The organism is Bacillus solitudinis, assembly GCF_002797395.1.
GTDB classification, from domain to species: domain Bacteria; phylum Bacillota; class Bacilli; order Bacillales; family Bacillaceae_D; genus Halalkalibacter_A; species Halalkalibacter_A solitudinis.
Map to the genome: position 1 here is coordinate 1 of NZ_NJAX01000037.1, position 22,455 is coordinate 22,455.

General features: G+C 36.4%; 19 protein-coding genes and 2 pseudogenes. 14 read left to right on the forward strand and 7 right to left on the reverse strand.

All coding sequences use genetic code 11. From position 1 onward, the window contains the following. Both CEF19_RS22835 and CEF19_RS22840 read left to right on the forward strand, forming a co-directional pair. A pseudogene (locus CEF19_RS22835) lies at positions 1–291 on the forward strand (integrase core domain-containing protein); the annotation flags it as partial. A 75-nt stretch (positions 292–366) separates the two neighbouring features. Then, positions 367–2,682 (forward strand): AraC family transcriptional regulator, encoded by a 2,316-nt coding sequence (locus tag CEF19_RS22840; protein ID WP_100408471.1) that lies wholly within the window; start codon positions 367–369, stop codon positions 2,680–2,682. A 241-nt stretch (positions 2,683–2,923) separates the two neighbouring features. On the opposite strand, the pseudogene tnpC reads toward CEF19_RS22840, so the two are convergent. Continuing rightward, a pseudogene (tnpC, locus tag CEF19_RS22845) lies at positions 2,924–3,433 on the reverse strand (IS66 family transposase); the annotation flags it as partial. A gap of 266 nt (positions 3,434–3,699) precedes the next feature. Here tnpC and CEF19_RS22850 point away from each other — a divergent pair. From CEF19_RS22850 to CEF19_RS22865, 4 genes are all read left to right on the forward strand, one after another. Further along, entirely contained in the window at positions 3,700–5,310 is a 1,611-nt protein-coding gene (locus CEF19_RS22850; RefSeq protein WP_100408472.1) for an extracellular solute-binding protein, read from the forward strand. Positions 5,311–5,506: 196 nt separating this feature from the next. Next, positions 5,507–6,373, forward strand: coding sequence for an ABC transporter permease (locus CEF19_RS22855; protein WP_100408489.1), 867 nt, complete (start codon positions 5,507–5,509; stop codon positions 6,371–6,373). 10 nt (positions 6,374–6,383) lie between these two features. After that, positions 6,384–7,259 carry a carbohydrate ABC transporter permease gene (locus CEF19_RS22860; RefSeq protein ID WP_100408473.1) on the forward strand — a complete coding sequence of 292 codons (876 nt, stop codon included), beginning with the start codon at positions 6,384–6,386 and terminating at the stop codon, positions 7,257–7,259. A 692-nt stretch (positions 7,260–7,951) separates the two neighbouring features. After that, positions 7,952–8,719, forward strand: coding sequence for a hypothetical protein (locus CEF19_RS22865; protein WP_100408474.1), 768 nt, complete (start codon positions 7,952–7,954; stop codon positions 8,717–8,719). 11 nt (positions 8,720–8,730) lie between these two features. Here CEF19_RS22865 and CEF19_RS22870 read toward each other — a convergent pair whose 3' ends face one another. Next, positions 8,731–9,132 (reverse strand): endonuclease domain-containing protein, encoded by a 402-nt coding sequence (locus CEF19_RS22870; protein WP_100408475.1) that lies wholly within the window; start codon positions 9,130–9,132, stop codon positions 8,731–8,733. Continuing rightward, on the reverse strand, positions 9,129–9,353 hold the full coding sequence (locus tag CEF19_RS22875) for a helix-turn-helix domain-containing protein (RefSeq protein ID WP_100408476.1): 225 nt from the start codon (positions 9,351–9,353) through the stop codon (positions 9,129–9,131). The genes CEF19_RS22870 and CEF19_RS22875 overlap by 4 nt, the downstream gene beginning before the upstream one ends. Positions 9,354–9,682: 329 nt before the next feature. Between CEF19_RS22875 and CEF19_RS22880 the strand changes: the two genes are divergently transcribed. The 3 genes from CEF19_RS22880 to CEF19_RS22890 all read left to right on the forward strand — a co-directional run bounded on the left by CEF19_RS22880 (position 9,683) and on the right by CEF19_RS22890 (position 12,583). Then, complete coding sequence (locus CEF19_RS22880) at positions 9,683–10,861, forward strand: FtsK/SpoIIIE domain-containing protein (protein WP_157801094.1); 1,179 nt, start codon at positions 9,683–9,685, stop codon at positions 10,859–10,861. 118 nt (positions 10,862–10,979) lie between these two features. Then, positions 10,980–11,453, forward strand: a complete 474-nt coding sequence (locus CEF19_RS22885) for a replication-relaxation family protein (RefSeq protein WP_100408478.1) — start codon at positions 10,980–10,982, stop codon at positions 11,451–11,453. Between the two features lie 554 nt (positions 11,454–12,007). Continuing rightward, the gene (locus CEF19_RS22890) at positions 12,008–12,583 is read left to right on the forward strand and encodes a DUF3967 domain-containing protein (protein WP_100408479.1); all 576 of its coding nucleotides are present in this window, start codon (positions 12,008–12,010) and stop codon (positions 12,581–12,583) included. 505 nt (positions 12,584–13,088) lie between these two features. Here the strand turns inward: CEF19_RS22890 and CEF19_RS22895 are convergent. The 3 genes from CEF19_RS22895 to CEF19_RS22905 form a co-directional block, all read right to left on the reverse strand. Beyond that, positions 13,089–13,679 carry a recombinase family protein gene (locus CEF19_RS22895; protein ID WP_100408480.1) on the reverse strand — a complete coding sequence of 197 codons (591 nt, stop codon included), beginning with the start codon at positions 13,677–13,679 and terminating at the stop codon, positions 13,089–13,091. 321 nt (positions 13,680–14,000) lie between these two features. Then, positions 14,001–14,360 carry a hypothetical protein gene (locus CEF19_RS22900; protein ID WP_100408481.1) on the reverse strand — a complete coding sequence of 120 codons (360 nt, stop codon included), beginning with the start codon at positions 14,358–14,360 and terminating at the stop codon, positions 14,001–14,003. 91 nt (positions 14,361–14,451) lie between these two features. After that, entirely contained in the window at positions 14,452–15,030 is a 579-nt protein-coding gene (locus CEF19_RS22905; RefSeq protein WP_100408482.1) for a type I restriction enzyme subunit R domain-containing protein, read from the reverse strand. Positions 15,031–15,304: 274 nt separating this feature from the next. Between CEF19_RS22905 and CEF19_RS22910 the strand changes: the two genes are divergently transcribed. From CEF19_RS22910 to CEF19_RS22920, 3 genes are all read left to right on the forward strand, one after another. Beyond that, positions 15,305–16,099, forward strand: coding sequence for a ParA family protein (locus tag CEF19_RS22910; protein WP_100408483.1), 795 nt, complete (start codon positions 15,305–15,307; stop codon positions 16,097–16,099). After that, a complete protein-coding gene (locus CEF19_RS22915) occupies positions 16,086–16,379 on the forward strand; it encodes a hypothetical protein (protein WP_100408484.1) in 294 nt (97 codons plus the stop codon). The genes CEF19_RS22910 and CEF19_RS22915 overlap by 14 nt, the downstream gene beginning before the upstream one ends. 722 nt (positions 16,380–17,101) lie before the next feature. Beyond that, positions 17,102–18,259, forward strand: coding sequence for a replication initiation protein (locus tag CEF19_RS22920; RefSeq protein ID WP_100408485.1), 1,158 nt, complete (start codon positions 17,102–17,104; stop codon positions 18,257–18,259). 549 nt (positions 18,260–18,808) lie between these two features. Here CEF19_RS22920 and CEF19_RS22925 read toward each other — a convergent pair. After that, complete coding sequence (locus CEF19_RS22925) at positions 18,809–19,675, reverse strand: AraC family transcriptional regulator (protein WP_100408486.1); 867 nt, start codon at positions 19,673–19,675, stop codon at positions 18,809–18,811. 111 nt (positions 19,676–19,786) lie between these two features. Between CEF19_RS22925 and CEF19_RS22930 the strand changes: the two genes are divergently transcribed. Then, entirely contained in the window at positions 19,787–20,899 is a 1,113-nt protein-coding gene (locus CEF19_RS22930) for a glycoside hydrolase family 88 protein (protein WP_100408487.1), read from the forward strand. A 24-nt stretch (positions 20,900–20,923) separates the two neighbouring features. Next, positions 20,924–22,060, forward strand: a complete 1,137-nt coding sequence (locus CEF19_RS22935) for a DUF2264 domain-containing protein (protein ID WP_100408488.1) — start codon at positions 20,924–20,926, stop codon at positions 22,058–22,060. Positions 22,061–22,455 lie beyond the last annotated feature (395 nt).

Consider the following 22,455-nt stretch of genomic DNA (forward strand, 5'->3'; position numbering starts at 1 on the left):
AGAAAGCAGTCATCAATGAAAAAATTCAAGGGGAACCACTTGTGTTGCATCCATATAATGGTAGTCCGATGAAAACTGAGACATTCTTGAGTTTATTAGAGAAATTGGGAATTCAAAGTTCCTTTTCACGACCACGTGTGAGCAATGATAATCCTTATTCAGAAGCAATGTTTCGGACACTCAAATATCGACCAGACTTTCCACACAAAGGTTTTGCATCACTCGAGGAAGCGAGACAATGGGCATATCAATTTGTCCATTGGTACAATTGACAAACACCGCTATTCGAAACAAACCTCTTGCTTATGGACGTGAACCACCTTTTTTCATTGTAAGGGATTTTTGAATAGTTAGAGGGGGCCTAGTATGTACTTTTGGAAGCGCTTTAAATCTGCGGAGCTTAAGGTGAGAGAAAGGCAAAAAACTGTTTTAATACGTCTGCTGACATCTTATATACTAGTCTTAATTTTACCAATCACTATTGGTGTATTGCTATTCATTAAGATTGAATCCATCATGATTGATAATTCTAATGAATCAAATATCGCAATGCTAGAACAGGTAAAACAAGTTGTTGATAACAGGCTTCAAGAGGTCGAGCAGTTTTCCGTCCAGATATCTAAAAATCAAAAGCTCATAAAACTTTTGAATGAAGAGAAAGAACATAACTATGACTATGTTAAATTTATTAATGAGCTAGCAAACTACCAAACTGTTAGTACCATAATAGATGATTATTATGTATATTCGCCAAAATTTAATACAATACTTTCATCGTCAATGAAGACAACCCCCGCCATGCTATTTAACCATATTAAGCGTTACGATAATAGTTCTTATGAAGAGGTAGTTAAGGAAAGACTATCTGGATTTCATCTAAACCATTATTATCCTTCTGAAAAGGTAGTAATGAACTCTGGAGAAAAAAATATTATAACCTTTGTTCAATCATTACCATATGGAGAGAAATTAAATATAAAAGGTATGTTTCTTGTTCACATAGATGAACAAGAAATAAGAGAGATGTTTCATCAAATTGAAGGGTTAAATAGTGGGTTTATGTATATTGTGGACGGAAATAATAATATTATGTTGTCTACAAGTAAAAGTGAAAAATACTTTAATCAAATTTATCCATTGCTAAATAAGCGGGCAGGTTTTTTTGAAAAAAGTATAGAAGGAAACGAAATGATCGTTTCTTACACCTCTTCTGAGAAAAACGGTTGGACATATGCTTCTGTCGTCCCAAAGAATATTGTCATAGCTCAAGTAAATGAAGTAAAGTCATGGGCAATGATTGTAATGGCAGTATTATTTATTATCGGAATTCTATTATCTTTCTATTTGGCTAATAAAAATTATCGTCCAATTCGGGAAATTGTAAATACTGTTATAGGGAAAAGTCGTCCTAATGGTGAATTTCAAAATGAAATTGAATTAATTAAACAGACAATTGTAAGCTCTATGAAAAAAGAAAGCCAACTAAGTCAAATTGTTTTACAACAAGAACCGGTGATAAAATCAAATTTTATGTACAGGTTGTTAAAGGGACAGGTCGATGTTGATAATGTATCTAGAAATGATCTTTCCTTTATGGGGTTATTTCCTAAATTTAATTATTATAGCGTACTACTTGTTCAAATTGACGGTTATTGTCAGTTTAGAAACGAAAATCTAGAAACGGAATGGGCATTAACGCGATTTATTATTACTAATCTGAGTAACGATCTTTCTAATGGTAACGGATTTACCATTGATATTGAACGTGATAAAATAGCAATTTTGCAAAACTATCCAAAAAATACAAGTGATGAACATACAAAACAAATTACTTTTATAAAGAGATTAAAAGAAGTATTAGAAAGGGAATTTAATATTAATATTACAGTAGCAATAAGCTATATTCATCATGGTCTGCATAATTTAGCCCAATGTTATGTTGAAGCGTCAATGGCGCTAGATTATAGAATGGTGAAAGGATTAGGTTCCATTATCTTTTATAGAGATGTAGAGAATAATGATTATTATTATTATTATTATCCTTTGGAAACAGAAATGAAACTAATTAATTATGCGAAAGCTGGAGATTCAGCAAATGTTGAGAAAACACTCGATGACATTATTAATTTACAAAAACAGGGCATGACTCCTGAAATTAGCAAGTGTCTATCATATGATTTACTTAGTACTTTGATAAAATTAAGTAGCTTGTTAAATGGGGAAGATAAAACTCAGCTGATTGATTTGAATAGGTTACTCAAAAGCATTACAGATAGCAGTACTGTTGAAGAAATACAAGAAAAGATAAAACAGCAGTATAAAGTTGTTTGTTTAAAAATACAAGAAAAACAATTAAGTCAGAGTGAACGTCTGTATCAAGACATAAAAAAATATATTGACGACAATTATGGAGGTGACAAGTTATGTCTTACGATGATTGCTGAATATTTTGGCATGAATCCATCTTATTTATCTACATTTTTTAAAAAACAAGGTAATCAAACAATTTCAGATTATCTAACGATGGTTCGAGTAACGGAAACGAAAAAAATGCTATCAAACCGAATGCTTACAATTTCAGAAATAGCTAAAAAGGTAGGTTATGCAAACAGTGTTGGTCTAATAAGGGTATTTAAAAAATCCGAAGGTGTAACACCTGGCCAATATCGTGAAATAATGTAAAGTGAACCTAATAAATAAGTTATTACCGAAATATCAATCAATCTATTAGTTCAATTTATATTATTAGCTATGCAAATTTGCCCTTTACCGCATGACCTCAAATTTGAAAGTAATTAGCTGTTATCAATAGATTTCATTGTAGAACCAATAAAGTATTTGGTTTTGGAAGGGCATTAAAGAACTCATTGTAAATACCAATCCAATGGTTAAGGCCATAGGTTTGGTATTTATTTTTGTAATAATTGAGACCATTTTCTTTGGCAGTTTCTACAATACTATAAGTTACAGCACTTGCCTTTACTCCTTTCGGAGTGTTGGCAAAGATCCAATTCTTTCTACCAATTACGAATGGTTTAATAGATCGTTCACTTCTATTATTATCAATCTCTAGTCTACCATCCTCTAAGAAAACCTCTAGCTTATCCCATTGATTACGACAGTATTTGATTGCTTGTCCGAGTGCACTTTTTGGTAACACTTTTGGCGTTTGCATACGAAGCCATGCTGAAAAAGCGTCAAGAAGTGGTCGACTTTTTTCTAGACGTATTTGGTGACGTTCAGGGAACGATAAATCTTTCATTTCTCGTTCAATCGCAAAGAGTTGGTTACAAAATTTTAAGCCTTCCTTTGCTAAGACATCTTTCGACTGTTCTTCTTTAGGCAAAGCTTTTAAAGCTTCATCAAATTTTCGACGAGCATGTGCCCAGCATCCAACTAACTTTACGCTTGGAATTATTTTCCATATGTGATATTTTTCTTTACGATTCATTACGACACCCTTTCAATTTTCTTGATTAGAGTATCGCATGCTCTCAAACCTATTGGAATGTGTGCATTATTTTACGCTTACGCTTGATTAACGTTTAAAATAACGTAATTATAGAACGTATAATGGTTTATCTAACAATAAGACTACCAATCTAAAGTATGGATTATATCGTTTTCTAAAATTTTAATTTAAAGTGAAGTCAAAGGACTTACAGCAATAAATACTTTATTCACAGAGGGGGATTTACAATGATTAATCAGAAAATGAAAGCGTTTTTATTTTCACTGTTGCTTCTCATTATTGTAGGAGGATGTTCGAAAGATGAAGAAGTGAGTCAGACCGAGGTAACCGTTAATCCCGAGGAAGTTGGGTACCCAGATGAACTGACATACTGGACAGAACTTCATCCAAGCGTTTCTACTAGCTTAGAAGATTTAAACGGTGTTGGGGTTTACCAAGAACTTGAAAAAATTACTGGAACGAAGGTAAATTTTCAACATCCATCAGGAGAAGGTTCGCAGATTACGGAACAATTTAATCTTTTGATTGCATCAGGTAATTTACCTGATGTCATGGAGTACAACTGGCATAGTGTACAAAGAGGTCCTGACAATGCAATTGAATCAGGTACCATTATAAGGTTAAACGAGTTAATTGAGGAGTATGCGCCCAATTTTTCTAATTACCTAAAGCAAAATCCAGAAATTAAGAAAATGATTACGACAGATGAAGGGAATATCTATGCTTTTCCTTTCCTACGTAGTGATGAACAACTAATGGTATTTATGGGACCAATTATTCGTCAAGATTGGCTCGATAAACTTAATCTAGACAAACCAACCACGATCGATGAATGGGAAAACGTATTGCGGGCAATTAAAGAAGGAGACCCTAATGGAAATGGTGAGAACGATGAAATCCCCTTACTAATACAGCCTGATCAAATCAAAAATATAGGTGCATTTGCAAGTGCATGGGGAATGACACCAATGTTTTATCAAGAAAATGGGTCTGTCAAGTTTGGCTCAATCCAGCCAGAGTATAAAGACTTCTTGTCAAGAATGAATAGCTGGTATGAAGAAGGTTTACTTGATCAGGATTTTGCCGCAACCGATGGAAAATTGTTAGATGCAAAAGTAACGAGCGAACAACTTGGAAGTTTCTATGGATATACGGGTGGAGGAATTGGTAGATTTACTGGTTTAATGGCTGATAAGAACTCAGAATTCAAATTGACTCCAGCGCCTCATCCAAGTTTAAGAAAAGGTGAAAAGGCAGCAAGAGGACATAAAGATTACCCATACTCAGGCTTTCATAGTGTGGCGCTAACAGGGGACGCTGAAAATCCGGAAGAGATTGTGAAATGGCTTGATTATGCCTATTCAGAAGAAGGACATATGCTATTCAATTTTGGTGTCGAGGGTGTAAGTTATGAAATAGAAGATGGCTATCCAAAATATACAGATGAAGTGATGAAAAATCCAGAAGGGTTACCTGTTTCACAAGCATTAGCAAAGTATGTTCGATCTTCTTATGGTGGACCATTTTTACAAGATGTTCGTTATGTTGAACAATATCTAGAACTACCTGAGCAAAAAGAGGCTATTCAATTATGGGTAGATTCGGCTGAAAACGATATTATAATGCCGCTAGTTACCTTAACTTCGGAAGAATCGCGTGAATATACTTCGATTATGAGTGATTTAGAAACGTATTATGATGAGATGGTTATTAAGTTTATTATGGGCGTAGAACCAATCGATAATTTCAATGGATTTGTAGAAACCTTAAAAGCTATGGGAATTGACAGAGCAATTGAATTACAACAAGCAGCTTTGAAGCGTTACCAGGATAGATAACGATACTAGTAATACTAGACGTGTTGATGTATTAAAAGACGCGTCTAGTATTTATTTTAATAGACGAAAGGGAGTGGGAAAAGTGGCAAATGTAGATAGGAATTTGGAACATACTCCTCCAAAGACTACTAAAAGTATTCGTGAGAAAGTAGTCAAATTTAAAGAGAATGTAGGAAAAGATTTTAAACGAAATAAAATGATTTACCTGATGGTTTCACCTGTTGTCCTGTATTATATTATCTTTCAATATGGTCCTATGTATGGTTTGCAAATTGCATTTAAAGACTATTCACCTTCACTGGGTTTTTTACAGAGTCCATGGGTCGGTTTTACTCATTTTATAGATTTTTTTAATAGTTACTACTTTTGGCGATTATTAAAAAATACGCTTATTCTTAGTTTATATAGTTTAATATTTGCCTTTCCTGCCGGTATTATCCTTGCCTTATTACTTAATGAAGTTAGGAATAAGGTATTTAAGCGAAGTATACAAACAATTACGTATATGCCCCATTTTGTATCTTTAGTGGTCATTGTGGGTATATTATATGATTTTACAGCTAGAGACGGATTAGTAAATCAATTGTTGGGGTCTTTAGGGATTGAACCTATTCCATTCATGAGGGAGGCTGCATGGTTTAGAACCTTATTTATAGGTTCTGATATATGGCAAAACGTTGGATGGAGTTCCATTATCTTTTTGGCTGCCATGTCAAACATCGACCCAGCTCTTTATGAGGCTGCTAAAATGGATGGAGCAGGTCGCCTCAAACAGATGTTTTATATTACGTTACCAGGAATTATGCCAACGGTTGTTATTCTTTTAATATTAGTTATTGGAAAGTTTATGACAGTTGGGGAGGAAAAAATATTATTAATGTATAATCCCCTTACTTATGAAACGGCAGATGTAATCGGAACCTATGTTTATCGAAAAGGGATTTTGGAAGCGAACTATAGCTTTAGTGCGGCGGTTGGGCTATTTAAGGCATTGATTGCTTTTACGTTATTAGTTATTGCTAATGGCATTGCAAGAAAAGTAGGAGAAACAAAGTTATGGTAAGGAGGATAAAATGAAAAAGCCATTGAGTGAACGAATATTTGATATTCTTAATATAGCCTTTTTAATACTTTTGTCCATTGTTTCAATCTATCCCTTGATTTATATCCTTTTTGCTTCAATAAGTGACCCTACATTTGTTGCACAAGCTAGGGGAATTCTACTTGCCCCGAAGGATATAACGCTTGAAGCATATCGACTTGTTTTTAATAACCCAATGATTGTTAAATCCTATTTAAATACCTTGTTTTATGTAACTGTTGGGACAACAATTAATATTTTATTAACAGCGTTAGGGGCATATGCTCTTTCACGTAAAAAAGTGATGTGGGGCAACTTTATAATGCTTATGATTGTGTTTACGATGTTTTTTGAAGGTGGAATCATCCCATTGTATTTGTTGGTAAATGAGTTAGGCCTCCTTAACTCACGCTGGGCAGTCATCTTACCAACTGCGGTTAGTGCATTTAACCTGATTATAATGCGTACCGCTTTTCAAGGGATTCCTGATAGTTTGGAAGAATCCGCTCGTATTGATGGTGCAAACGACTTTACGATTCTTTTTAGAATCATTATCCCTCTATCATTACCTGTTATAGCAGTAATGGTTCTATTTTACGGGGTATATCATTGGAATTCGTGGTTTCATGCAATGATTTTTTTCCAAGATAGAAGTCTATTTCCTTTACAGTTAATTCTACGTGAGATATTAATAGCAAATGATACTAGTAATATGATGACTGGAATAAGCTCTGCTGATGCGATGCCAGTAGGCGAAACGGTGAAATATGCAGCCATTATTATTGCAACTTTACCTATTCTCTGTTTATATCCATTTTTACAAAAATATTTTGTGAAAGGTGTCATGATTGGGGGAGTAAAGGGGTAAATAGAAGGTTATTTTTTACAAGTTTCTAAACAAGTAAGATAGTTTTAAAAGGAGCAGGAGTCCTAGAGAGGGATTCCTGTCGCTTTTTGTGCGCTAAGCATGCACACATTCTCTAGGGTTGAAGTCCCGAACTGAAGGCAGTAGTAGCGGTTAGCTTATGATAAGGGTTTCTGGGGTGACCCAGAATCAGGGGATAAAGGTCAAAAAAGATATTACTAGTCAAGCCTTTTTGCGTTCATTTTTAAAATTGTTTGAAAACTTTTGTCGTACTCGGGGAGATTCCCGGGTTTTTTGTGTTTTAGAGGAAATAACGTGTCGCTGAGGGCTTCATATGAGCAATTAACTTTCGAATTGTGGGAGGTTGTGCGTTAAGTGTGGAGAAATCGCAATCTATATAATTAGAAAATTATAACTTTCGTAATCTGCTAGTCTAGGTTATACTTAAATCAATACATACGAACGGACAATAAAAAAGAGACCCTCGCGCGTTATAGTAGTGCTACCAACACTCTATAACCGTCAGCCGTACTAACCTACGGCGAACACCTGCAAAGAATCCCTTTATTATTATACTTATGTCTTTATTGTACAAGATATTCGTTAGTAGCGTCAAGGGACTATTCTAAGCGATGTTTGCCGAATTTAAAACGGTAAATGTCGCTTTTTTGTTTCCGCAAAGGAGACGAAGCCAAATGAAAGTAATTGCGAACGAATATTTCAACGTACTAATGAATCTCGAAACGGCCACGGATTACATAAAGGAACGCAAGCAATTAAAGCATAGCCTACTGGAACGATTGGTAAACGTTCTAGGACGCTCCTACCGTAAGGCTCGCAAAGTAGCAGCCGTCATTGACGAAATTACATACAAGGCGACTGACCGCGGCTTCTCGTTTAATGGTCGTGATACTCTTGCGCAAAGGGTGGGCGTATCTTTGCCGACCGTCGACCGTGCTATTAAGCTATTGAAAGAAAGCGGAAGAGTAGTAGTGGCTTATCGTGAGAATCCGAACAGTAACGGGGCTAAGACGCCAGTAATCATCTTCAAAGACCACGCTAATTTTAAACGGATATCGGCTATTTTAAAGTTACGAGATAACGTAGTTGATAAAGTAGAAAAAGACGAGACTCTTACGGAGACGGGCGGTAGAGGCGTGAAAATAGTTGCTACCAATACTTACCGAAAACAAGACAACCATATATATAATGGCGATAATCATACGGTAAATGAAATTGTAAAATACGTATCTCTTAAAGTATCTGACGCGATGAAAAAAGGCGGAAGAGGTATCCATTTCTTATCTTCTTACGTGGATAAGGTTATTCAGAGTGAAGAAAACAACGCGTATTATAAGGCAAACGAGACGTATCGCAGTCGACGAGAACGTGAGAGAGAGCGGTTACGAAGAGTTGAAGCGCCAGGATTCGATTGGATTGAAAAGACGGCAAGTATGAAATAATTCGGCCCTCATCACCTTGTCGCGTCTTCAATCTTCCGTAGCACTCCTTTAATATCGTTATGAATCCGGCTACCGCTGAACCGAAGCACTTTCCAGCCGTTCTTACGCAAATAAGCATTCTTACGTCTATCGTGTGCTTTTTGTTCCGGACTGCTATGATAAGCGCGACCATCCGCTTCGATTGCGATTCTTTGTGGCACTAACGCCAGGTCTATCCGATACTTGCCGCAAGGGACTTGTGTCCGAGGAGCATACCCGTGGTTTATTAATGCGTCATATAAGCGCCGTTCAATAGGTGACTCGCATTCTGTTCGTGGCGTCCATACTGGCGGCGGCTTAGGCTTGCGCTCATGTAGCACGTATAGGACAAGACACACGGCAGTGAGTGCAAAGAAAACAACGTAATCAATCATAAGTCGAAGAAGTCCGTACTCTTAGCAGACGGGTCTATTTCGCGAATAGCTTTCATTATCTTCTTAATGACGCCCGTACTCGGAGTATAATCGGGGTCTGAGCAGACTTTGCTTATCGTGTTCCGGCTGACTTTTGTTGCGTTTACTAAATCCTCCTGACTATATCCGTTTACATCCAAAAACTTCTTTACCTTGCTGCGCTTTTTATTTAACCTAAACATGTTATAACCTCCTCGTATTTTTTAGCTATTATTGTCCAACTTTCACAATCCCATACGAAACATTCAAAAATAAGTACGAACCATTTAAATAATAATTCGAAACTTGGGTAAGCTATCGACATAAGTTAGAAGTGTAGTAGCGACCGCAGGGCGGTCTTAGAACGTGTCCTAGTCATGTGTCACAAGCAAGCCCTCGCGGAAGAAATATCAAGCGTCATTAAGTTGTTATTGCCGTGGGCCGTTATCGGCGGTCTTATCCTGTTCGTGCTATCCAATCCGTTAATATGAGCCTATTTGCGAAGCTAGAGAAGCGGAAGACGGAGAAGTTATTGCAGAAGAAGCTAGTGGACTGTTTCGATGTGGCTGGTCTTTATCTGAAATATGAGAGCGATAAATTTACACGGAAGATATACCCTAAGATACATTCGGCGCAAAAGTTAGATAACCGGATTGAGTATGTATTTACGCTACTAAACGGGATGGACCCGCGCGAAGTCAGAAAGAAAGAATATGCGTTCTTTCAGATATTCGGACGCACGCTGAAAATAGAATCGGACGGTATAAAGAAGTATGTTCTCACAATCTACGCGGAATCACTGGCGAAAGAAATTAAGTGGAATTGGAGCGATATTGTTGGTACGTGCCAACATTTCAAACTCCCGATATATTGCGGCAAGAACGAAAATAACGAGCATGTCGCTTATGATATGGTCAAGAATCCGCACTTACTTATCGCGGGTGAAACTGGCAGCGGCAAAAGTACACAAGTACGGTCTGTACTGACTACGTTGATAAAAACGACGACGTCGTCACATTTACACCTTTATCTCGCGGACTTGAAGCGGTCAGAGTTCCATCTATTTCGTCGCGTAGAGCATGTTAAGGCGGTATGTACGAAGGTAAGTGAATTAAAGCGTGTTCTCGCGTATTTAAAGAAAGAAACGGAATGCCGTGGCGATCTTCTCGAGAAATACGAAGTAACTCACGTTGACGACTTGCCGGAACATGAGCGCGTCCCTTATATCGTGCTATGTATCGATGAGGTGGCGCTATTAAAGAAGGAAAAAGACGCGATGGAGATAATCGAAGATATTTCGGCGATAGGGCGAGCGCTCGGAATGTTCCTTATATTATCGATGCAACGACCTGACGCGAAAGTGCTGGACGGTAAGTTGAAGGTCAATTTAACGGTCCGTATGGGCTTTAGATGCGCCGATTTAACGAATAGTAGGATCGTAGGTACGCCAGGGTCTGAAAAGATAGAGTCAAGCCAGGGAGGGCGTTTCTTGCTCAAATTGGAGAAGTTGACGGAGGTTCAAGCGCCTCACCTGGACGATGTGAACGCGAAGAAGGAACTCGAGCCGTATAAAAGGGACGACGTCGTCCCAATTGAGGAATCGATTCCCCTGTGTCCAAATAATCACACGGTTTCTAATTGCGGACGTTCACCATTAACCGATGAAGAGGAACCGCCGACCCCGCAATTCGGATTATTAGAGGACGAATAAGTCACTCGTTAGTACAGAGTGCCCATTTACACCCACTAAATTATTTCGGTTGTATGGGTAAGGAAACGTTGCTCTCGCAATAGCCCTTCGGGGGACAATAAAGAGGAGGACGACAACCATGCGTAAACGCGACCTCGACATCATTAAAGCACTCGAGCGATTCCGCTGCCTTTCACGCGACCAAGTAGCCGCACTATTTTTCGCCAACACAAAGAACGCAATCAATAACGCCAATGTATCACTCAAACGATTACGCGACCGTGGCTATATTGACGCCAATACAGAGCGCCAACCTTTCGTCTACTTTCCGCGTCCAGCTACGATAAAAAAGACCGGCAACAAGGTCGACCACTTTTTAAAGATGGCGGACGTCTATATCGCGTTAATAAAGCACAAAGAACCGCGCCGCTTCGATGTTGAGCCACGCTATGATGCCGACATAAGACCGGACGTATTTACGATATGGAAAGGGTCGCCGTTCTTTATCGAAGTCCAAAACTCCGTGTATAGCGCGAATGTGATGCGGAAGAAGTTAGAGCGATACCAGGCGTTCTATGATGGCGGCGAGTTTATTAAGTCACTACAAAAATAGGGGCGACGGTCGGTAACATCGGGCTAACGTTCCGAACCGATAAAGAGGCTAAGAAACAGGGGTAAGAAATGGGGTAACATTTAGCGAGTCGCGTTAGTATATATTACCTTGTCTGGCGACTTGTTTTTTAAGAGTGAAATCCCTTTGTGTATTAAGCTTTTTAAGAAATGTCCCCTATGCATTAAGGCATAGGTCTGTGCATGGGCTTAGGCATACTCTAATGGCATAGGCCTATGTCATACCCCTAATTCAATAAAATAGTATACTTATGCATAGGGATATTCATCACCAAATGTAGAACGTGGCTATTAGGTAGTGTGGACATACCCTCCCCTAATTACTTCCAAATGGTGTTAGTCCCCAAACCCTGGATGTACACGTTATCCATAGACCAACTTTTCCCGAAATAAAAATTGGTGAACGGGTCCTTTCCAAGAGATATGGTACTGGAATGGATTCACAAACAAGCCTCCGAGAACATTCGTTTCCCGTTTCCAATAAAAGAACGTTAGTCTACAATGAAAGGAACGAATATACGAACGGGAGAGATATGAATGAATAACGGTGACAAAGCTTACACAACCAAGGAAATAAGCGACTACCTCGATATCGGGACAAGTACCCTACGTAAGTGGTGTATCGCATTAGAGGAGAATGGATATGAGTTCCTAAGAACAGATAACAACAGGAGGTTGTTCTTCGAGCGTGACTTAATTGGTTTAAAGTATTTCAAGAAGTTAGTTAAGGTTGAAAACTTTTCATTAGAGAACGCAGCAAAGACTGTAACATCAAAGCATAGAGGAGAAGCGTCCGAAACAAGAACGCCTTCTGTTCTCCAAGAAAATTCAGATGAACAGCGTTCTCTTACACGTTCAGAGGAAACACTCCAGCAATTGTTAGAACATATGAAGAAACAGGATGAACATATCGAAAAACAAGAATCCTTCAACAAAGAATTACTCAAACGTCTTGAAGAACGTGACCGTTACATAGAAGAACGCTTAAACGAACGTGACAGTAAACTTGTGGAGTCATTAAGAGATGTACAGGAAACAAAACGGATGATTGCAGCAGCGCGCGAGGAACAGGACAACAAGAAGGGATTTTTCTCGAGGTTATTTGGTAAGTAAGAACTCTTGTAATTTGTTAGTGTAGAGAGCAAGCAAGGATCTCAGTCTTAGGAGTTAACAAAGGATTCAATGATGGCGGGATTTCAAATTATCATATGTATGATAATTTAGGGTCAAACAATATGAAGCAGTAGGAAGAATATTATATGGTGCAACTAGCATGAGTAATTACAGATCGTATGTTTGGACAGGTAGAATGCAGGTTGGCTGGTCGGACTGGCAAGGGAAGTACTAACCATTAAACCTTTGTATTTGATAATTTAGTTTCTAGCCACTCCAATTATCACGGTGTGTCATTCTTAACTTTGAAATAAGAAAATCTGAATGTCTTGACCAAATACTCTAAGAGTATGTATTAGTAAAAGAAAGAGCAACACTTTTCAAAAGTGTTGCTCTTTTTCTAGATGTTTAGGAGTAGTTCTTAATTAGAATTTTTAATTTTTTTCTGACTCTCTAATAGAACTTATTTATCAAAAAAGACATTTTCAAGCGCAATAAACAAACCTCATGGTGTTTTTTCACCGTTAATGTATTTTTTCGCTTCCCTATATAAAGCACTACGACTCACCTGCGTTATATCGCATATCTGTTTGACGGTCATATCTCCTTGCTTATACAGATGTATCGCATGGTTCATACCACTATGTTTATCACTGTATTTTTTAACTCTTCCAACATATTTCCCTTTTTTCTTCGCTACTTCTATACCCTCACGTTGCCTCTGCTTTATCATCTTTCTCTCATATTGAGACAGACCGGATATTACCGTTAAAAGGAACTCACTAAAAGGATTATCGTTTGTTGTATCGAGCCACGTGTCATTTTGCGACTTAAGAGAAACGCCTTTCATTTTCAACTCATCAACTAAATTAAGTAAGTCAATAGTGCTTCTGCTTATCCGATCCAAGCTATGGACCACTACCATATCTGATTTTTTCACTGTAGCTAACAATTTTTTTAATTCTGGTCGCTCCGTTGTTACTCCACTTACTTTTTCTTCAAAAATAATTTCGCATCCGGCATTGTTCAACGAACTAATTTGTCTATCTAAATTCTGGTCAGCACTTGATACCCTCGCATATCCATAAATTGCCATATAAGCACCTCTAATTAGATTTATCACTTATATTTTACTCTTAATTTTGGGATATGTATATGAGACTGCACAAATACTCGGTATACGGTTATGCTCTGTTTGTTCCAATAGGGTTTACCTTATTGGGATATTTTAAATACATTGAGTTTGTTTGTTTTGTAAATGCCATGTGATTCTAGTTATTCATTTCCTTTTCTTCTGTGCTGCGCTTCAATGCTTTTGCCTTGCGACAAAGTCTCGTAAAATGAGACAGTCGACAGGCTGACATTATTTCCTTGAAATAATGTTTTTTTAACCAATATTGGTGTCAGCCTTTCAAAATTAAAAACTACTCGCTTCATGAAGCCTATCATAAACCGATTTAATTAAATGACTTTTAACCGTCGATTGAAACTTTTCATCGTCCATCACTTTAGCAAATATCCCCTGGTTAAGTTCCCTACGATCAATCAATGTATTAATGAATTTTTCATCAAATACATATTGAAAATTTTCAATAGAATTATTTTTTGCCTGTTCAGCAAGATCAACATCATTTACCATTGCTTCTTCTAATTGTTCAAAGAACAATTGGTCTTCCTTAGTGAAATCTGTATTGAACCTGTCATTAAGTGCATCAATAAGTTGAGATAACGGGGTGTCCTTCTCTTCACCTGAGCGTCCTGTTCCTGCATGAGTCACTCCTTTTAAAGGAGCTTCTTCACCAATAATTAATGAGATACTACCCTCACTCGTTTTCTCTAATTATAATATTCTAGTGATATCTCATTATCTAAAGAGATAGATCTAGTTCCATTACCCGTCTTTGGTAACTTTCGCAATAAAATTGACTATATACAAAGAGTTTGTGTAGATCTGGATCTTGGAAAGGAACAATTTGAGATAAAAAGGAGTAAATTCGAGCAAAACTAGACAGCGTACTTTTAAATTCATCCTTCTCTTGTTCAGGTCTTTGTTTAAACCTTTCCACTGCTGGATCAAGAATTTGATTAAGTTTTCCCTGATCGCCGTGCATTTGTTGTTTTTTAAAAAATATTTTACTGAAACTTTCTATTTCTTCTCCCCAATAAATTGGGAAACCGTCCAACTTCCCTTTCAAATCATACAAAATATTAGGCTCTGTTCCCTCATCAATCGTTGTCTGCTCATAGAAAGGCTGAAATGATTTTTGAATATCAGAAGCTTCATTAACAAAGTCCAGTACAAACGTATCTAATTTTCCAGAATGCATACGATTTAACCTAGAAAGCGTTTGGACAGCTTTAATACCAGGCAGTTTTTTATCTACGTACATGGTATGAAGAAGCGGCTGATCGAATCCAGTTTGATGTTTATCCGCAACGATGAGCAATTGATACTCGTCAGAATCAAACTTGTCAGGTAATTCCTTTTCACCAAACCCATTAATTCCTGATTCTGTATATGGGTTCTGGGTACCCTATTCACTATTCGAACTATAAATAGTGGATAATTACAAAATAGATGTCGAATTAAATAGGCATAAAACAATAGTAATGATATACATCAGCTTTTTATTTTAAAATAATAAAGGAATTAAGCCTAAGAACGAAGAAATATTTAAACGAATGAAGAAACGAAGAAACGAACGTTTTTGGAGGTGAACCATGACAATTACAATTACAGCAGGAATTCAAAAGGGTGGTTGTTCAAAATCAACCACTATTGGTGTGTTAGCTCATCTATTAAGTGAAGATGGACATCGTGTTTTAGTGGCTGATTTAGATTCACAAGGGAATGTGTCAGAGCTTTTATCTCAAAAACCATCCAACGAGTTTATAGGTCGTTCTGTGTTAGAGGCCTTACAGGAACTAGACCCTAGAAAATATATATATACAGTTAATGAAAATATAGATCTTTTACCAGCAAATAATTTTTTAGCAACGTTTCAAAGGTGGCTTTACACTGGTAAATCCTACAAAGGTGAATATATTCCTTATAAAGGAAATCCTAGCTTAGTGTTAGAGCAAACATTAAATAAAGTAAGAGACAATTATGATTTTATTTTAATCGATACTGCTCCTTCTCTTTCAGAAACAACAACGAATGCCCTATGTGCTAGCGATTATGTTATTGTAATGTTCGAATGTTCAAATTGGTGTTATTCAGCTATCCCAAATTTTATGGACTCAATTGAAGTGGCTCAAGAAGTAAGTGAACGCGGAGTTACTATTGCAGGTATCTTGAGAACTATGAACGATGTAAGGCGTAGCGATTCGAAGGCTTTTAATGAAATGATAGAAGAAGATTATCCTGAAGTAGTTTTTGATACAATTTTAACAAGAAAAGCTCCAATTGGACGAATATCATTATATGGATTTGAGAGTAATAGGGAATTAACACAAGCTCTCGAACAATACAAAAATTTTTATAAGGAATTGATGCAGCGTGTCAAAAATTGATGATATTAAAAACTTAAAGAGACAACAGAAAAAAATATCCCCGTCCCATATTATATCAGAACCAATAAACGAAGATTCGAAAGAAGAAAACAACGTTGGAAGAAAGGAAGAGTTAATGATGGTTGGAACGGAAACAACGAAGATTGAAAGAAAGAGGGTATCTTTTGATTTGCGTACGGATTTACATAAAGAGTTAAAAATGCAATCTTTGATTCAAGAAAAAAATATCTATATTTTAATTGAGGAAGCTATTGAAAGTTATTTTCAAGAAAAAAATTAATATTAGAATTGTTCATCAGTATTCAATGAGAGTGATGAGTTAGTTTAGTGTAATCATAAAAGCCCTCTAGGGGCTTTATGATTACAATGAAATAAGTTTCGATATCGATGATCTACCCTTGTCCCAGTACTCTAATCGGAGGGAATATATATACGGTTAAACAAACTTTAAATAAAGTACGGGGAGATTATAAATTTATTGTAATCGATACAGCATCATCTTTATAAGAACAATGATGAATGCTTTTTGTGATAGTGACTATGGTATTGTAGTGTTTAGTGCTATTCTGCTATACGGATCTTTATTGAGTTGAAACAATATCTTGGTCAATATAAAAGTTCTTATAAGGAATTTATGACAATAAAACTTAATTATAAACATCTTCTCTTTATGGGTTTTAATTGTTGGAATGAAAAGTTCTCTTCTATTTAATATGAGTCTAAAGCACAGTTTGTTTTAATTGTTTTACTAATTGTTTTAATTGTTTTCGGGGTCTTGAAAATACTAGTTTAATAGGGTTTTTAGCTACTAACTATAACAAAAATGGTGTTAACTATAACATTTTTGGTTTTTAATATAACATGTATGAAAAATGTTGTAGTTTGTTGAGAAAAGAAGCATAATGTAATTTTAGGATGGTAGTTTTACATCTTATATGGAAAATACACATTGAATTTTTACTGGATTCTTCTTATTAACTATAACAAAAATGGTGTGATGATATGAAAGAACTAAAATCTACTGATTATAATCTTGTCACTAAATCTAATATGCTTATTGAAGCTAATTATAAATTAGGTACCGTTGAACAAAAGATTATATTGTTTTTAGCAAGTCAAATACAGCCTCAAGACTCAGAGTTTAAAAACTATAAGTTTACTATTAGAGAATTTTCTAAACTGATTGGATTAAAGGGCACTCCGAAATATAATGAAATCAAGAAGATAACTATTGAGCTTATGAGAAAAGTGTTTACAGTCAGGATAGGTAATGAAGTGACACAGGTTAGTTGGTTATCTTCTGTTACTTATAAAGAGAACGAGGGAATGATGTTTCTTAGATTTGATCCGTTTCTAAAGCCTTATTTGTTAGAGCTTAAAAGAAATTTCACAAGTTATAGGTTAGAAAATGTAGTGAAGCTAAAGAGCTCTTATTCAATTAGGCTGTACGAGTTATTAAAACAGTACGAAAGAATCAAGGAAAGAACCTTTAGTTTAGATGAGCTTCGATTATTGTTAGGAGCTGATGATATATACCCGAGTTATGGGAATTTTAAGCAAAGAGTGTTAAACACTGCTCAAAAGGAACTAGAGAAAAAAACGGACTTATCATTTGATGTGGAAGAAATAAAAAGTGGACGTAGAGTGACATCTGTTCGATTTATTATTAAAACGAAGAAAAAAAGTATCGTCGTTGAATCTATTCCTCTCTTTGCGGAAGAAGATTATTTTTCAGCACAAATCCAATTGTTTGCAAATGAACATAATGTCAGTATTGATCAAAAGGTTATTGAGTCCTGGAGAAACTATGAAGAAGATAGAGTTCTGGATATTTTAAATAAAATCAGGGGACGAAGAGATATCGAAAGTCCTGTTGCATACATAACTCATGTATTAAATAAATTAAAGGAAGAAACAGCTGTAGAAGCTGATACTGATGACGTTTTAATTAGTAAAGCAATAAGAAATTTATATAAAGAGTACGCTGGTAGACGGGATCCAGTAGTAGGTTGGCTCGTGGAGGGAAAGCTAGTTGATTCTCTCATAAAAGAATTCGGGTTATCTCAGGAAGCTGCTAATAACTATTGGAAAGAGCATGGTAATCAAATTGTTAGAGATTTAAAAGCTAAAGTGAAAGCAAATAAAGATAAGCGACGATAAAACATAATATAAGACCTGTTAAGCAAATTCACATTTGGCGGAGTTGATTTATAAGATTCCCCCAGACTGAAATAGAACAAGATTTAACAACAAATAGTTTTTGTACATTGATTCCTATGGGGAATCGATTAATGTAGCGTTAAACCACCTTCAAAGCTCCACAATGAGTCTTTTATGGAGTTTGAGTCTCTTTGTATATCTACTAGCAGAAGAAGCGCCTAGACGGGCAATGATGGACGCTTCCTTCTTATGACCTTTTTGCTTAAAAGTTACTAGTTAAAACTCGAAGGAAGTGAGAATAGGTTTGGATAAATTAAAAAGCCAATTACTATGTCCATTTTTTATGTAACCTGTTTTAGGGTCCCATAAGATAGAGAAAAAAATAGATAGTTCAATTAATTTCATAAGGGATAAAACTTAGAAATAAAGCAATATCTATCGAGTAAATTCTATAAATGATACGGATTTTTCGAACATCACTGTTATCGAGTATATAATTTCATAATTACTGTTCGGTATTTTAGTGAATGACTTGAATTGTTAATGTGTTTATTTTGTCCTGTAAGAAAGCCTATACTGATGCGGTGTTGTTCCAATTACTTTTTTAAAAAGCTGAATAAAATAAGATACGTTCGACAGACCAACATTTTCTGCAATGAAATCAACAGAAGTATTGGTAGTTTGAAGTAATTGACAAGCTTGTTTCATTCTGCGAACAATCAGATACTCGGTTAAACTACTACCCGTGTCACGTTTAAATATTCTCGAAACATGGGATTTTGATAAATGAAGTTCATCAGACAAGCGTTCTAAATCAAAAGGTTCCATATAATGTTCTTCAATCCATTGCATAATGGATTCTGAATAATGTAAAGGACGTAGATTGAATAATGAAGGGTTTTCTTCAACATACTCATTATTATTCCGAATACAAGAAAGCATTTGCATGAGAAAAAGCTGACTGTTTTCCTGCCAATCATTATTGATTATTGAGTTATTCAAAGCATGATAGAGTTCTAATATATATTGATAGTCATTTTCTAAATCAAAGGCTTGCTGGGCTAGTATTCCTTTTTGCAAACGATTAAAGAGAGTGTTTAAGTTCGGAAATAAGTGAAGATTTTTACTATGACTTATCGGATCAAAATGAAAAATACTACGTTCATATGGTATATATTGTGAGACTTCCACGTGTATCTTATGTAACTGGAACGGCTGAAAAAAGAAAAGCATCCCTTTTTTGATTTCGTATGTGTGTTGATTAACAATCACCCGTCCCTGTCCGCGGTATACGAAAAGTAATTCGCAACCTTGGTGCCAGTGATAATAACCTTTGAAATTATCATTAGAAATCCTACGATAAACAAGATGAAATGGCTTGAAATCGAAGGGGATGTATTCAAATAAAGTTCTCATAAAGCTCCTCCTTTTTTAGCGCAATAGAACAACATTTTTTGCTATTATACAACAATTAATCAACGTGAAAACGGTTTAATATGAATTTATAACGGAATGGAGGAATGAACTATGTCTACACTGAAAGAAGATGTTATCCTAAATAATTTAAATAAGAAAGTTGAACGGATGATTGAACAGATAGGAGACAAATCTCCACATGTTGCAGGAAGTGACGGGATATATGACGATATGCCTCATGAGTGGTGGACTTCAAGTTTTTGGCCTGGTATTTTGTGGGTTCTCTATGATGTGAAAGGCAATGTAAAGTTTAAAGATGCTGCGATGAATTGGGATGAAAAGTTAGAAAAATGTTTCCATCAACATCCAATAAAAGTGGACCACGACGTAGGCTTTCAGTTTTTGCTAACCGCTGTTATAAAACATGAAATCTTAAATAATGAGGAAAGTCTTAGGATCGGATTAGAGGCAGCAAATTATTTAGCTGGTCGCTTGAATCCTGCAGGTGGATATATTCGTGCATGGAATCATGACAAACCGGGTTGGGCAATTATTGATTGCATGATGAACATCTCATTATTATTTTGGGCAACACGAGTGACTGGAGATCCTCGATATAAACATATCGCTCAAATTCATGCAGACACTACATTAACCTATGGAATAAGAGATGATGGTTCAACTAGTCATATCTTATCTTTTAATCCTGAAACAGGCGAGTTTATTGAGTCTATTGGTGGTCAGGGAAATGCAGGAGATTCTGCTTGGAGTAGGGGGAATGCTTGGGCACTTTACGGATTTGCAAATACGTACCGACATACTGGGGAAAAGCGATATTTAGATGCAGCCAAACGTGTCGCTCACCACTTTATTGCAGGGCTCCCAGATGACTTTGTTCCTTATTGGGATTTCCGATTAGAACAATTTAAAAATGAGCCAAGAGATAGTTCTGCTGCAGCTATTGCCGCTTCAGGGTTATTAGAAATCGTTGATGCTGTACCAATAAATGAGAAAGAGATGTATAGATTGGCTGCACTTAATATACTAAACTCTTTGACGAACAATTATGGAACTTGGGAGCAGCCAGAACATCAAGGAATTCTTCTTCATGGTACCAGCCATAAGTCAGCAGATAGGAATATTGATGTATCACTTATCTATGGTGATTATTACTATGTTGAAGCTGTGGCTAAACTTAATGGTTGGAAAAGGAGAATTTTCTAAACTAAGGAAAAGGATGTGTGCAACATGACTACGTTTAGTGAACGAGAATATTGGGTCACTACATTACAAAAAATTGCCGAACCTGTCCTTACTTCCTTAGCAAACAAACAATTAAAAATTCGTATGCCAGTTGAAGCAACTAACTCAGACAGAGAAAACTATAGTCATCTGGAAGCGTTCTCAAGGTTGTTGTGCGGTATGGCTCCATGGATTGAACAAGGTCCCGATGTTGGAGAAGAAGGCCTTTTAAGAAAGCGGTATGCTGATCTTATTAGAAAAGGGATCGACGCTGCTACAGATCCACAATCACCAGATTACATGAATTTTTCGTCTGGTTTACAGCCTATTGTTGATACCGCTTTTTTTGCTCATGCCATTCTTCGAGCTCCCGTTGAACTCTTTGAGAAACTTCACCCAGATGTAAAGTCTAATGTCGTAAAGGCTTTAAAATCGACACGTGACCGGAAACCTCTTTTCAACAACTGGTTGCTGTTTTCTGCAATGATTGAAACAACATTGATGTTAGTAGGGGAAGAGTGGGACCCAATGAGGGTTGATTACGCCTTAAAGCAACATGAGCAGTGGTATTTAGGAGATGGTGTGTATGGAGACGGACCTGTTTTCCATGCAGATTATTATAATAGCTATGTCATACAACCTATGCTTGTTGACATCATTAATCATATGTCTAACCAATCAAGTGATTGGTTGAATATGAAACAGCTTATTGTTGAACGAGCAAAACGCTTTGCGGTTATACAAGAAAGGAGTATTTCTCCTGAAGGAACATTCCCAATAGTAGGTCGTTCAATTACCTATCGCTTTGGAGCTTTTCAACATTTGGCGCAAATGGCGTTACAGCATAGGTTAGACAGTTCCCTTAAGCCTAATCAGGTTCGTTGTGCTTTAACTGCAGTCATACAAAGATTAATAGAGATGCCAGGAACGTTTGACGAGAATGGCTGGCTTCAAATTGGCTTTTGTGGACATCAACCAGAATTGGGAGAACCATATATTTCAACAGGTAGTTTGTATTTATGCGCGACAGTGTTTCTTCCACTTGGTTTATCCGAAGAAGACGCCTTTTGGCAAGGTAAGGCTGATTGGACAACCAAAAAGGCATGGTCTGGAGAGAAAATATTAATTGATCAAGCTCTGTAACCAAATAAATTAATGGGAATTAGATGGTTTTTCTAAATTAATAGTCAATCATAATGGCATGAGTACCTTTTTGAAATGTACTTTAACCAAAACCTCCTTAAAAAATAATCAGCAAATTGTGGAGGAAGAGATTATAATATGTTTTCTGTTCCTAAGATAATATTTAAATCTGGAACAGAAAACATAAACAAAAGGGAAATGTCCCTTTTGCAATAATCCTATCCCCCTCTGTTAGGATAGATGTCGTTGGGAAGTTTGGGAAAAGGAAGAGGCAAAACACGCTGAAACTCTCGTAAAGAAAGCAGTCATCAATGAAAAAATTCAAGGGGAACCACTTGTGTTGCATCCATATAATGGTAGTCCGATGAAAACTGAGACATTCTTGAGTTTATTAG